This is a genomic window from Hyphomonas sp. BRH_c22, assembly GCF_000961795.1.
Classification (GTDB): Bacteria; Pseudomonadota; Alphaproteobacteria; order Caulobacterales; family Hyphomonadaceae; genus Hyphomonas.
The window spans coordinates 12,696-25,719 of sequence record NZ_LADU01000115.1; the positions used below are offsets into that span (position 1 = coordinate 12,696).

Annotated in this window: 13 protein-coding genes; 6 read left to right on the forward strand and 7 right to left on the reverse strand. The window is 60.5% G+C overall.

What is annotated here, in order from left to right; all coding sequences use genetic code 11:
* Nucleotide 1 precedes the first annotated feature (1 nt).
* On the reverse strand, nucleotides 2–1,063 hold the full coding sequence (locus VR74_RS15885; protein ID WP_299950833.1) for a FliM/FliN family flagellar motor switch protein: 1,062 nt from the start codon (nucleotides 1,061–1,063) through the stop codon (nucleotides 2–4).
* A 334-nt stretch (nucleotides 1,064–1,397) separates the two neighbouring features.
* On the reverse strand, nucleotides 1,398–1,814 hold the full coding sequence (dksA, locus tag VR74_RS15890) for an RNA polymerase-binding protein DksA (protein ID WP_045698416.1): 417 nt from the start codon (nucleotides 1,812–1,814) through the stop codon (nucleotides 1,398–1,400).
* Nucleotides 1,815–2,074: 260 nt separating this feature from the next.
* On the opposite strand from dksA, the gene VR74_RS15895 reads away from it, so the two are divergent.
* Nucleotides 2,075–3,343, forward strand: a complete 1,269-nt coding sequence (locus VR74_RS15895; protein WP_299950835.1) for a hypothetical protein — start codon at nucleotides 2,075–2,077, stop codon at nucleotides 3,341–3,343.
* Between the two features lie 3 nt (nucleotides 3,344–3,346).
* Here VR74_RS15895 and VR74_RS15900 read toward each other — a convergent pair whose 3' ends face one another.
* Genes VR74_RS15900 through flbT form a run of 3 tightly spaced genes read right to left on the reverse strand, consistent with a single transcriptional unit; the run spans nucleotide 3,347 to nucleotide 4,706 of the window.
* Nucleotides 3,347–3,997: a MarC family protein gene (locus VR74_RS15900; protein WP_045698420.1), complete on the reverse strand. Its 651-nt coding sequence runs from the start codon at nucleotides 3,995–3,997 to the stop codon at nucleotides 3,347–3,349.
* A gap of 11 nt (nucleotides 3,998–4,008) precedes the next feature.
* Complete coding sequence (locus VR74_RS15905) at nucleotides 4,009–4,320, reverse strand: hypothetical protein (RefSeq protein ID WP_045698422.1); 312 nt, start codon at nucleotides 4,318–4,320, stop codon at nucleotides 4,009–4,011.
* Nucleotides 4,320–4,706: a flagellar biosynthesis repressor FlbT gene (gene flbT / locus VR74_RS15910; protein ID WP_045698423.1), complete on the reverse strand. Its 387-nt coding sequence runs from the start codon at nucleotides 4,704–4,706 to the stop codon at nucleotides 4,320–4,322. The genes VR74_RS15905 and flbT overlap by 1 nt, the downstream gene beginning before the upstream one ends.
* Nucleotides 4,707–5,116: 410 nt before the next feature.
* Between flbT and VR74_RS15915 the strand changes: the two genes are divergently transcribed.
* Nucleotides 5,117–5,986 carry a MoxR family ATPase gene (locus VR74_RS15915; RefSeq protein ID WP_045698425.1) on the forward strand — a complete coding sequence of 290 codons (870 nt, stop codon included), beginning with the start codon at nucleotides 5,117–5,119 and terminating at the stop codon, nucleotides 5,984–5,986.
* 113 nt (nucleotides 5,987–6,099) lie between these two features.
* Complete coding sequence (locus VR74_RS21195) at nucleotides 6,100–7,203, forward strand: hypothetical protein (protein WP_299950837.1); 1,104 nt, start codon at nucleotides 6,100–6,102, stop codon at nucleotides 7,201–7,203.
* A gap of 7 nt (nucleotides 7,204–7,210) precedes the next feature.
* Here the strand turns inward: VR74_RS21195 and VR74_RS15925 are convergent, their stop codons facing one another.
* The gene (locus VR74_RS15925) at nucleotides 7,211–7,984 is read right to left on the reverse strand and encodes a DUF2270 domain-containing protein (protein ID WP_045698427.1); all 774 of its coding nucleotides are present in this window, start codon (nucleotides 7,982–7,984) and stop codon (nucleotides 7,211–7,213) included.
* A gap of 60 nt (nucleotides 7,985–8,044) precedes the next feature.
* Complete coding sequence (locus VR74_RS15930) at nucleotides 8,045–8,794, reverse strand: hypothetical protein (RefSeq protein ID WP_045698429.1); 750 nt, start codon at nucleotides 8,792–8,794, stop codon at nucleotides 8,045–8,047.
* Nucleotides 8,795–8,915: 121 nt separating this feature from the next.
* Between VR74_RS15930 and VR74_RS15935 the strand changes: the two genes are divergently transcribed.
* The 3 genes from VR74_RS15935 (at nucleotide 8,916) to VR74_RS21200 (ending at nucleotide 13,012) form a co-directional block, all read left to right on the forward strand.
* Nucleotides 8,916–10,097 carry a VWA domain-containing protein gene (locus VR74_RS15935; RefSeq protein WP_045698431.1) on the forward strand — a complete coding sequence of 394 codons (1,182 nt, stop codon included), beginning with the start codon at nucleotides 8,916–8,918 and terminating at the stop codon, nucleotides 10,095–10,097.
* A 66-nt stretch (nucleotides 10,098–10,163) separates the two neighbouring features.
* Nucleotides 10,164–11,066 (forward strand): alpha/beta hydrolase, encoded by a 903-nt coding sequence (locus tag VR74_RS15940; protein ID WP_045698433.1) that lies wholly within the window; start codon nucleotides 10,164–10,166, stop codon nucleotides 11,064–11,066.
* A gap of 194 nt (nucleotides 11,067–11,260) precedes the next feature.
* On the forward strand, nucleotides 11,261–13,012 hold the full coding sequence (locus VR74_RS21200; protein ID WP_299950839.1) for a PQQ-dependent sugar dehydrogenase: 1,752 nt from the start codon (nucleotides 11,261–11,263) through the stop codon (nucleotides 13,010–13,012).
* The last annotated feature ends 12 nt before the right edge of the window (nucleotides 13,013–13,024 follow it).

A 13,024-nucleotide genomic window follows, 5' to 3' on the forward strand; every position in this document is an offset into this window, starting at 1 on the left:
CCTAGCGCAGGGCCGGGCCGCGTTTCGTGATGCGCAGGGCCATCTGGGCGCCCTTGCGGCCAATTTGCGCTTCGGCGGCGACCGGGCCATTGCGGCCACCTGACAAGAGTTCCACGGGCTGGTCCGCCGGCAGGCCGAGCAGCAGGGTGGAGCCCGCCTTCAGGTCTGTCAGGCGCGACAGGGGCACGCTGAGGCTGGCGATACGGGCGGTGAGCACGGCGGTAACCGCGGCGCCCGAGGGGACGGGGTGGGCTGTGGGGGTGCGGGACGGGTGGGGTGTGGGGGCCGTTGGCACCAGGTCGAACAGGTCGTCGCTGGCCAGGATCATCCGCGCGGGCATCCGCACCGAATCGAACCGGATATCGAGATCGATCACATCTGCCTCGCCGGGCCGCGCGAGGGCGGCGGCAAAATCGGCATCGGTTTCGATGCGCGAGAAGCTGAGAGTCGGAGAGATGCCCGCCCCGAGCGGGCGTACGAGACCTTCAAGCAGAGCGGCATCGAGCGGCGTCAGTTCACGCGGCACGAACGGGCCGGGCTTGCCGCCGCAGGCGCTCTCAATGAGGGCAGCAGCAAGCGGCGCACTCAGGCTGAGCATGGCGATGATCTCGCCGCTCGGCGCTGCAAAGCAGGCAATCGCGCGGCCCATTTCGCCGGAATGAGGAGCCAGCGCCGAGGCGAAGGTTCCCGCCGACGCTTCGGTGACCGTGGCGGCGGCACGCAGGCCGCAGCCCTGGCGGAATGCCAGTGACAGGCGCGCGGCGATGCGTAACGCGTCCTCCGGCAGGTCGGCGCGGGCAGTCAGGGGCTGGTCGAGGTCCGGTATCGGGCGCGGCGTGACCGTCTTTGGCGGCGGAGGGGCCGGTTCGGGCGCCATGTCGGAGAGATCCGGGCGCAGAAGCGCCTCGATCTCGGCCGAGCTGAGCTTGCCGCGAAGAACAGGCTTGCGGGCCGATTGTTCGAACGTTTCAAAGCTGGTCGGCATATCGAGCATTACCGCGCTTTCACGCCTTGGAGACATGTCCCATCCGTCATCGGCAGTGGCGGGCAGAGGTCGGTTCATGGGCGTTGGCATGCTTCCGGTGGATCAAGGGACCATTGTGGCCCCAAGAGGGTTAACGCTTGGTTAGGACTTTTCGCCAGCGGCTGCGTTCGCAGTGTGGCAGGCAGCGGCGGCATTAATGGATTCAGGCGCAAAGTTAAACAAGCACCGCTTGAGTTAAGGGGCTGATTACCGTCAAGTAAGGGAACGTTTGGACCTTGATGCGATCATCCCCTTAACGCACGAGGCACGACGCAGAATCGCCGCGGCGTTGGGTTGATGGGAAAAAAGGCGGCGGCACTTCCGAAAACCGGGAGGCCGCCGTTCTTGTTTTGCGAATTGCGAAAAATCGCGATCAGTCGTCGCGCAGGGTGCGTTCCTTGCGCTCGTGACGCTCCTGCGCCTCGAGGCTGAGCGTTGCCGTTGGGCGCGCTTCCAGGCGGCGCAGGCCAATCGGCTCACCCGTCGCCTCGCAGAAACCGTAGCTGCCATCGCTGATGCGGCGCAGGGCACTGTCGATCTTCGAGATCAACTTGCGCTGACGGTCGCGTGTGCGCAGTTCCAGTGCCTTGTCGCTTTCAGCCGAGGCCCGGTCGACAATGTCAGGCAAGGAGCCGGATTCGTCCTGCAGGTTGTGGATCGTTTGCTTTGCGCCGTCGAGGATGTCCGCCTTCCAGTTCTCAAGCAGACGCCGGAAGAAAGCCAGCTGACGCTCGTTCATGAACTCCTCGTCGTCGGAGGGGCGGTAGTCGTCTGATAGTTCAATACTCATAGCAGACTCCTTTAATCAGGATGGGCCCGATATAGAGCGGCAAGCGATTCATCGCAATCGCCGCCGCGCAGTTATTTTTCCCAACGTTTTCAGTTAATTGTGACGTTAAGATGTATAAACGGTGGTATTGTGACATAAAGAATAGGTTCCAAAGGCACCATTCCAGAAGCAATTAGCAGGCCAAGGCTTGATCTTTAGGGCGAGCCCGCGCTCTATGAACCCTCGTCCAATGTGCAGCTTTCGCAACGGATTCAGTGCTCATGGCCCGCCGACGGAAAAGATCAATCCGCTCCTCCGGCTGGATGCAGGCCGTGATATTCAACTCACTGCTTATTCTCATGCCGGTCATCGGGGCGCAGATACTCGGCGGGGCCTTTTCAGGCGCCACCTTCTCTGATGCGCCCTCTGTCGAGGCGATTGATCAGACACGCAACAACATGGACGAGGCCTTCGCCGCGATGGCCCCGCGCAACGCCGCTGACAAATACAAATTCTGGCATGATATCGTCCTGCGCGAACTGACCGCGCGCGATGTCAACGCAGCCCGCGGCTTCCTCATGACAGCGCCCCAGATGCTGAGCCGCGACGAGGTGAAGGAGCTGATGGTGGCGGCCAATGCCGAAGTGACCGGCACCGAGGACGAGCGCATCGCCATGGCCGCCCTCAGGAAGCTGCCGGTCGAGGTCAGCCAGCGGTTTGCTGCCGCCCTGGGATCTGCGCGCAATCAGAACACACAGGCCGAACCGGTGGAAGAAAGCGGCTCAGGCACGCCGGACGAAGCGACGACCGAAGGTGATCCGGCGGCAGACGAAGAAGACGCACCGGTCACCGAAGCCCGCTTTGCCTTGCTGGGAACGCATGCCGACCTCGCCAACCATTCCGAGCGCTGGCTGGAGGGCGACCGTGTCGACAAGCTCGTGCTGAAGATTACAGGGATCGGGCTGGCGCAGACTGGCGATCAGGATTCCGATGTTGAAACGAACATCCGTGCGCTGTCGATCCTGAAATCGGCGCGCCGGTCCCGGCGCATCACGCCGGAATTCACCGAATACCTGACCGACCGGCTGGATGACGCGCTGCCCGACTCTGCCCTCAAACCGGCCCTGGAAGATGCCTTTGCAGAACTGGCCACGACCAAGGTGCGGGTCGAACGCGTCAGGGCGGCATATCAGGGCGCCATTGACCCGACCGGCCTGGCACGGCTGGAAACAGATCTCGCACAGATTGACCGTATCGGATCGCTGACAGATCCGTCAGCTGCCGTGACGCTGATCGAACAGGTCAAGGACAGCGCCGACCTGCGCCGGGTGCGCCTGATTGCCGAGGCCGGCGGCGACCGGTCCGTGGCACTGGTCAAGCAAATGGGACCGCACGCCTTGCGCATTGCCGATACAGGTGTGCGCTGGACGCGAGAACTGGTGCTTCAGTTCATGGGACTGACGGCTGCGGGGCTCATCATGTTCTGGGTGACGCTGTCGACATTCCGGCGCAACCTTCACCGCCCGCCCCGGCTGGAAGCGCCGCAATAGGCATCAGCCAAGGCCGAATGCGCCCTTGATACCATCAATCAGCAACTGTACCGAGAGGGCGGCAAGAATGACGCCCAGGATGCGCGTCATCGCGCCGGCGACGCTGGCGCCCATGAGGCGCACCAAAGGCCCGGCGGCCAGGAAGATGATGAGCGTGAGCAGAAGGTTCAGACCGATCGCCGACAGGACGACGGCCTTTTCGGTCCAATCGGTGGCACCCGACATGTAGAACATGGCGGTGGCGATGGAACCCGGCCCGGCAATCATGGGAATGCCGATCGGGAAGACCGAGACATCATCCAGCTCCGTATCCGGCTTATGACCGCCCAGCACTTCTTCGGCGCGATGCTCGCGGCGTTCGGTCCGCTTCTCGAACACCATGTCCAGCGCGATCAGGAACAGAAGGACGCCGCCTGCGGCCCGGAAGGCATCAATCGAGATGTGCATGGCCCCGAGCAGCCATGATCCGCCGAAGGCAAAGGCAAACATGATAATGGTCGCCACGAACGTGGACTTGAACGCCATTCTCCGGCGATAGGCAGCATCGCCCTGCGCTGTCAGGGTCGCAAAGATCGGCGCCACGCCCAATGCATCGATCAGGACGAAAAAGGTGACGAATGTCGCGGTGAAAAGGGAAACAAGTTCTGCGCTCATGCGCGAGGCCCCTAATCCCTCTGGACGGCAGCGTCGAGTATTTCCTGCACAAGCGGAGAAACCTTGACTGCACCGGCAGAGGCCGAGAATTGCGAAAGGTCCGCCGCGCCGGAGGCAAGCGCCACCATCATGCGGTGTCCGCGAAGGCGCTGGAGCAACCCGTCATTGCCGCGATGCCCGTCTGCAATCGCTGTGCGTCCATTGCCGAGATCGACAACCAGGCCGTCCCCCTGCCCGGCCTCAAGGCGCGTGATGGCCTCGTCGAGACCAAGGCGGCCATCGCCAGGCTGGGCACGCGCGCGCAAGAGGCTGCCATCCGCCATCAGCTGGCACCTGCCGTCTCTGCCGTCATCAGCTTGCGGCAACGGCTGAGCGCCCGATACAGATCGGCCGCCGCGACATCTGCGGAAATTTCCAGCACGGCCGCGCGTTCGTCTTCCGTCGAGGCTTCAGCCAGCAGCGCCGCTGCGGCTTCAGCCGTCTGTGTATAGGCCGGGCCATCAATCTCGCCGAGCAGGTACATCTGCATGATCGCGAAATACACGCGCCGCACGGGCGTTGTTGCCTCATTGGGGCGAAGGATGTCCTTTTCCCGCAGGACGCGGGCCTGGTTTTCCAGCAGAAGCACGCCCCGCCGGTCGCCATTGCGGACAACAGCGCCATTGACCACGAACGTCTCGCCGGGCTTCAGGGAAAGCTTCAAGGGCATCGCACGCGAATCCGATCCTGCCTAATTCCATGAATTTTGCAGAAAGGCGTTAACGCTTGATTGCCAGGCGTTAATCCTGTCGGGAACGCTGATGGGGCAATAGTGCCATGCGCCCGTTATCATCGGGCATTTTGGATCATACGGCCTGCACCCACCCTGAAATGCCTTTCCTGCTTAGGAATGGCAGGCCAGGGGCGGGCGCGACGCTAAGCTGAAGCTGGTGCTCTGTGGCGGCGCGCATGGCCATTCCTGTATAGCACGGCGCGCACATGGTGCGAAGCCGTTTCTGTAGGGGAATGGCGCGATTACCACTTTTTCACGGAATGACAGTCTTCCCGCAACGTCAAAGCTTGCTCAGCGAAGCATGCAGCCTATTGTGGCGTCGAAACACGAAAAGAGGACCCGGGCCCATGCGTTTTGAAGGCACCAAGGATTACGTCGCCACTGATGACCTGAAAGTGGCCGTGAATGCCGCCATTGCGCTGGAGCGCCCCCTTCTGATCAAGGGCGAGCCCGGCACGGGCAAGACCGTGCTGGCCATCGAGGTCGCCAAATCGCTCGATTGCGAGCTGATTGAATGGCACATCAAGTCCACGACCAAGGCCAATCAGGGCCTCTATGAATATGACGCCGTGTCGCGCCTGCGCGATGGCCAGATGGGCGAAGAGCGCGCCAAGGACGTCAAGAACTATATCAAGAAAGGCAAGCTGTGGGAGGCGTTCACCGCCAAGAAGCGCCCTGTCCTGCTGATCGACGAGATCGACAAGGCCGACATCGAGTTCCCGAACGACCTTCTGCAGGAACTCGATCGCATGGAATTCTATGTCTACGAGACGAACGAGGTCGTGAAGGCCAAGGTTCGCCCGATCGTCATCATCACGTCGAACAATGAGAAGGAACTGCCGGACGCCTTCCTGCGCCGCTGCTTCTTCCACTTCATCAAATTCCCGGACGAAGAGACGATGCGCGAAATCATCGACGTGCACTTCCCCAAGATCAAGAACAAGCTGGTCGGCGATGCCCTCACCACATTCTACGCCATGCGCGAACTGCCGGGCGTCAAGAAGAAGCCGTCGACAAGCGAGCTGCTCGACTGGCTGAAGCTGCTGATGAACGAGGATATCGACCTGGAAACCCTGCGCGAGAAGGATCCCGAGCGCCTGACGCCGCCGCTGCACGGCGCGCTCCTGAAGAACGAGCAGGACGTTGCCCTGTTCGAACGCCTCGCCTTCCTCTCACGCCGTCAGGATGGCGGCGGACGGCGCGGCCCGGCGGGCTGATCTCCCCCCGTCTTCGCGCTGCTGGCTTTGCGTAATTTTGCCTGACTCGGCGAAGGGTCGGCTTCCTTTCTATCTAGACTTGCGTCTGCTTCTACTGGCATAAGAAGCAGGTTATGCTCGATGAACTGGTGGCAGACATCTACGGCATCGTAACCGACAGGAGACGTTTGGCCATTCTGGCAAACCTCCTCCAGGACGAGTTCGAGTCGCATTCCTCGGCTGTCGTTATCGCAGAGCCGGATCGTTACTTTCTGCTGCAAAGCAATGTCAGCCCGGATTCGGCTGAAGCATATAATCATAACCTCTGGCATCATGACGTCTGGATGCGGGAGTTCCTTGTCAGGACATCCGAAACCGTCCTGTCCGGCCACCAAATGTGCGCCTATTCCGACATAGCTGCGGACTACCGGCATCACGTGCTGGAAGCAGCGGACACATTTGATGGCATGAGCACACGCGTTGTGGACACTCCGGACCTGACGGCAAGCATTTCGCTCTACCGTTCGAAATCGCAAGGCGTGTTCCAGACCTGCGACTTCGAGAAAATGCTGTATCTGGCACCGCATCTGAAGCGGGCATTCAGCCTGCAGCAGGTATTCGGAGACATGAAGCGCCAGCGAAACATGCTGGAACAGGCGATTGATCACATTCCGGGTGCCGCCTTCATCGTTGACCCAACCCTCCGCATTGTTGCGATGAATGACTCGGCGGATCAGCTTCTTGTAGAAAAGTGCGGCGTCGGAAGCCGGCACGGAAGGCTGATGATTCACAATAAAACTGCCAGCGACGCACTCCAGCACTCACTCAGCATGACCATTATGAATGGAATCCCGGCAATATTTGTCATGACCGCACCGGATCGCGCAGCTTCAGCGGTGGTCCGTGTTACCCGGCTCGACAGCGATCTGTCTGATGATGTGAGGACCCTGGCAGGCGGTGCACGTCAAAAGCACCTTGCCATCATCACCTTCAATTTCCCGCAAACCTTGCCGGCAGGGGCCACTTCCCTGTTGTCGGCTGCCTTTGCGCTGACCCAGAGGGAGGCCGAAGCAGCGGTGCTGATAGCCGAAGGAGCAGCGCCGCACGATGCCGCTGAACGGATGGGCGTGAAAATTTCGACCTTCCGCAGCTTCCTCAAATCAGCCTTGGCCAAGTTGGATGTCAGCCGGCAATCCGAGATGGCCGTAAAAATCCATTCTCTGTTTGCCAGGCACTAAGCCGGACCTAATGCCCGAGAATATCCATTTCGGCCTGGGCTTCCTCGCGCTCCAGCGCATTGGCGCGCTTGTTGACGTCCTCCCGGCTCTTCAGGAAGTCGGCCATCTTTGACTTGTCATGCCGCTCGTCGAGCCAGGTTTTGACCGCAATGGTGATCCAGATCGCATGGAACAACAGGCCGAAGGCAATGGCGACCTCGCCAGGGATCGGGCCAATGTGCGCGCGGCGCACGAATTGCGACCAGGTTTCGACATCGGTCGGGTGGATGGCGATCTTCGCAAAGTACGCGGCACCAAGAATGGCAAACAGCCAGCCATAATTGCGCCGCAGGCGCCGGCCGATGGCCCGAATATTCGAAATCCGGTATTGCGGCTTCTCGTAATCGTCTGACAGAGCCGTGCCCCGGTCGATCGGGATGCGGGCCCCCTCCCCGCGCAGCATTGGCACATAGAAGGCAATTTCCAGCACGCGCGCGCGGAACCGCCAGACATAGAAAAAGCGATAGCGGCGCGATTCCAGTGTCAGGAACACGATGCAAAGCGCGCCGACGAGCACGATGGGGAATGGCGAGGCCTGCGCGCTGGCAAAGGCCACGGAGAGACCGATACCGGTCGAAATCACTGCCCAGTTCGTGGTCTGGTCGAGGCGCTGGCGCCAGACGGTCGAGCGGTAGACTTCCGCGCGGTAGAGGTGCGCAATCGCGCCCACTTCCTTGCTGCCACAAATGGCTTCGGGAGGGTCGCCGTCAGGATCGGCCATATCATCGTGAAATTCAGTCATCGCGGCCCCTTATGAACCGGTTCCCATGCGGCGGGAAGCCTGACTGACAATCTGTCTCACTTACAGGGTCTGGCAATAGCCAAGCGAAACAATCGGGCCATAGCCTTCCAGCGCATTGCGGACATGCCGCGTGTCGTCAGCGTCAGCCTCTGACCGGATCCGGCTGGCCAACTGGCCGGCATTGCCGGTGATGCGGGCCCGCCAGAGGGCGTAGCGCAAACTGTCCGGCGCAGGCGTCAGAGCGACGGCCCGGTCAAAACCGGCCAGATCGCAGTGCTGCATGGAGAGTTCGGCCAGGGCATGCCCGAAATCACCCTTCTCGAAATCATCGCCCATGCCGCCGCGCGTCGTCTTTGTCTGCGCCAGGTCAAACATGGCGGCTGTCAGGCGGCGCCGGGTGGTTTCATCGGCTGCGAGACGCACACCTGCCGCCATGATTTCCGGCCGGCCGATATTGAACGGCGCGGTCCCGGCACGGGCGCGCTGTTCAAACCCGCTCCAGCCGGCCTCTGCCACCACGGCCTGTGCCTGGTCCTTCGCATAGTCGATCGGGGGTGTGCGATGGCGGGTCGTGACGCCCAAGCGCGTCTCCCATGATCGCAGGAGCGCCGCATCATCTGCGCGGCTGACCGTTTCCAGGAATGCCGGCTTTAGGCGCGCCTGCTTTTCGGACGGCAGCACGCCTGCCGCGTCCCAGATCGCTTCAAACATGCACCTGGCTTCGCCTGAGCCGCTACAGGCCATTGGCGCAGCCTGGGCCAGCGGCATCAGGCACAGGCTTGCGAACAGGAGCGGGATGGCCTTCAACATGGCCCTGTTTGTAAGCCATGACGGGTGAACCGGACATGAGCGCCGTGCTTTTCGCTGCGTCAGCTTGGACATGGGCCCCAAGGCACGTTATCTTTTAGCCTCAAGACAGGAAAGATGCCCCATGTTCCTCAATTTCTTCAATGAATTGCGTGAAGCCAAGGTGCCGGTCACGCTGAAGGAATACCTGATGCTGATGGAGGCGATGGACAAGCAGGTCATCGATATGGAGGTGACCGACTTCTATTATCTCTCGCGCGCCGCCCTGGTGAAGGACGAACGCAATATCGACAAGTTCGACAAGGTTTTCGGCCACGTCTTCAAGGGCCTCGACAGCATGGCAGACGCCGTCGATGTGACCGACATTCCCGAGGAATGGCTGCGCAAGATGTCCGAAAAATTCCTGACCAAGGAAGAGATGGACGAAATCGAGGCCATGGGCGGCTTCGAAAAGCTGATGGAAACGCTGCAGAAGCGCCTCGAAGAACAGAAAAAGCGCCATGAAGGCGGCAACAAGTGGATCGGCACCGGCGGCACATCGCCCTTTGGCGCCAATGGCTACAATCCCGAAGGCGTGCGTATCGGCCAGGAAAAATCCCGCCACCGACGCGCCGTGAAAGTGTGGGACAAGCGCGAATTCAAGAATTACGACGACAATGTCGAGCTTGGCACCCGCAACATCAAGGTCGCCATGAAACGCCTGCGCAAATGGGCCCGCAAGGGCGCGCCGGACGAACTGGACCTCGACTCGACCATCCGCAACACCGCCCGCAAGGGCTATCTGGACATCGAGATGCGCCCGGAAAAGCGCAATGCCGTGTCGGTGCTCCTGCTGCTCGATGTCGGCGGCTCGATGGACCCCTATGTGCGCATCATGGAAGAGCTGTTCTCGGCCGCCAAGTCCGAGATCAAGAACCTCGAATACTATTACTTCCACAACTGCCCCTATGAGGGCCTGTGGAAGGACAATCGCCGTCGCATGAACAACCGCATCCCGACCTGGGACGTGCTGAACAAGTTCCCGTCCGACTACAAGGTCATCGTCGTCGGCGATGCCACGATGAGCCCCTATGAGATCACCTATGCCGGCGGCTCGGTCGAGCACTGGAACGAGGAGGCCGGCGGCATCTGGATCCAGCGTTTCGTGCAGCGCTTTCCCAATCTTGTCTGGCTGAACCCGGTCAAGGAAGGCGCATGGGAATATACCGGCTCCATCAAGCTGATCCGCGAACTGATCGGCGAGCACCGCATGTTCGAACTGACGCTGTCCGGGCTCGACGATGCGATGAAAGAGCTTGGCCGCTAGGATTTACAGGCAAGGCCACATGTCCTCTACTCGTCTGCAACAAGAAGCAGGCATGGGAGGCCGCAAATGGCGCGCATAAAGGCAAACGGTATCGAGATCGAGTATGAGGAAACCGGGTCATCCAATGACCCGCTGATGCTGCTCGTCTCCGGGTTTTCCGGGCAATTAACCCGCTGGCCCGATGCCCTGAAGCGCGGGCTTGCCGATGCCGGGCGCCGCGTCGTGTGTTTCGACAATCGCGACATTGGCCTGAGTACGGAATTTTCCGGGATCGTGCCGCCCGCCCCGCGCGATATCGTGCAGGCCATCTCAGCCGGCACGCCGCCCGAAAAGGTCGTGCCCTATCTCCTGAATGACATGGCGGCCGATGCTGCAGCACTGGTCACGGCACTTGGCGCAGACAAGGCCGACGTCCTCGGCGTTTCGATGGGTGGCATGATCGTGCAGCTGATGGCCCTCAACCATCCGGAGCGCGTGCGCACGTTGATCCCGGTCATGACCACGTCCAGTGCACCTGACCTGCCGCGCAGTACGCCCGAAGCCCAGGCCGCCCTGACGGCCGTGCCCGAAACCCGCACCGCCGAGGCGGTTGCCGAGCTTGCCGTCAAGTCGCGCCGCGTCATCGGTTCGCATGAGGATATCCGCGCCACAGACGACTCCATCCGGGAACAGACGGTGGCAGACTTCAACCGGTCTGACCGCCCGATGGGGGTCGCCCGGCAATATGCCGCCATTGTTGCCCAACCGAGCTGGCATGAACGGCTCGGAGGCATCACCCATCCGACCCTTGTCCTGCACGGCGCGATGGACCCGCTGATCCGGCCCGAAGCGGGCCGCGACATCGCAAGCCGCATTCCCGGCGCGCGACTCGAAGTGATCGGGAAATGGGGTCATGACCTGCCGGACCGCATCATTCCCGTCCTATTGGGCCAGATTGTGCCATTCCTGGGTGCTCACGGAGGAACCTGACCGTCCCGCCACGGGTTACGAGAGGCAACTTTGATACACATTTCCCCGGAGCACGTCGGGAAATCTCCAGCCACGTGTATACTGGTGCCCGATTATTATTCATTCAGGTCCAGATCGCGGCATAAGTGTTGCGTGAGCGTTCGCTTAGTGGAATACGCAAGCTGCGAGTAACGACCTGACACGTGGGTGGCTTTATGCCGAACTTTATCAAGAGCACCTGGGCATACATTGCCCAGCGTACGTGGCTGAGCCTCACTTTGGCGATCGCGGCGCTTTTCTCTGCATTCCTGGCCGGCGGGGCCGGCCTGTTCGTACTGGGACACAAGGACGACATCAAATCCTACATCAAGACAGAGTTCCTGACTAAGAAGGCCAATCCTTACGCAGATCAATTATACTTTGAGTGGTCCACGATTGAAACAGGACTGCTGAGCATGGACCGTGCCGACATTCGTCTCGGCGATACGGTCAACATTACATCAGGCGGCGCAATCGACTCGATTGGCTCGACAGTCCTCTATGTATCCGCCTCCGGACATATCGCGATGGTCGATATTACGGATGGAGAGATCAAATACAGCCCCGTGCGTGTACCAATGGATTTTGAACAGCTACAGTCCGGAATATTCGCCGACCAACCAACCTTCAACAACCGTTGGTACCGGGTGCACGATATCATGATCCAACCGGACAGCACCCCGGACAAGGCTACGCTTTATGTGAGCCATCACATCTTCGTTCCCGACAGTAGCGAAATCTGCGTCGTCATCAGCAAGACCCTGCTCGACACACGCAATAACGACATCCAGGTCGCCAGCGATGATTGGGAGGAAATCTACCGCGTCAGAGACTGCATCAGTATGGAAGAGTTCGACTGGCATTATTTCGGCCTTGAATCCGGCGGCACCATGCTGATGCTCGACGACGAAAACATGCTGATGACGGTCGGCGATTTCGGCCTCCAGTGGGAACTCCACGCTGAGGATCGGGTCGGGCGACAGTACGACAATGACTACGCCAAGATTCTCAAGATTCATGTCGACACCGGAGAGTCCGAAATATACGCCAGCGGCGTGCGCAATGCCCAAGGCCTCATATTCGACAATGAGGGTCGTATCTGGGAGGCCGAGCATGGGCCTCAGGGCGGGGATGAGATCAACCTCATCGTGCGCGATGCCGATTATGGATGGCCGAATGTCTCTCTCGGCATGCACTATGGGAGACCTCGTCGCCCCATGCACACTAACCCCGTGCAGGGCCGCCACGAGGGCGGCGTGCGACCGGTCATGGCGTTTATGCCGTCGATCGGCATTTCCGCGCTCGCGACCATTCCGGCCAATCCGCTGGCATTTGAATTGTGGGAAGGCGATCTTCTCGCGACCTCGCTTCGTGCGCAATCCCTGTTCCATTTGCGGCGGCACGGGGACGACCTTCTCTATGCCGAGCAAATCGAGATGGGTACGCGGCTGCGAGATGTTCACATTCTCGACAATGGCTGGATCGCCTTGCTAGGCGGACATGACCAGACCCTGATCCTCCTCAAGGACGTGCCCGCCAATAAGAAGGACGTATCCGAACCGGTCGCAATCGCAGGTTACACCGCCGTGAACGCACTGGAGGCCGATTTCCTGCCCAAGCTGGGCAGCACCACTGAGGGGCGCGACCTGTTCCGGCAAAACTGCGCGCGATGTCACGATGTGCATGGCAGGCAAAAAATCGGTCCGGCCTTGGACGGCGTGATCAACCGCCCTGTGGGAACGCTGGAGAATTACGCCTATAGCGAAGAACTTGAACGAGCAGGCGGCAAGTGGACAAAAAGCAAGCTGAACAAGTTCCTCAAGGACCCGGAAATAATGTACCCGGACACTACAATGTATCTTGATTACTATCCGCTGGATTCCAGAAAGCGCAAACTCATCATCGACTACCTGTCAGACATTGAATAGACGTCGGCGCCT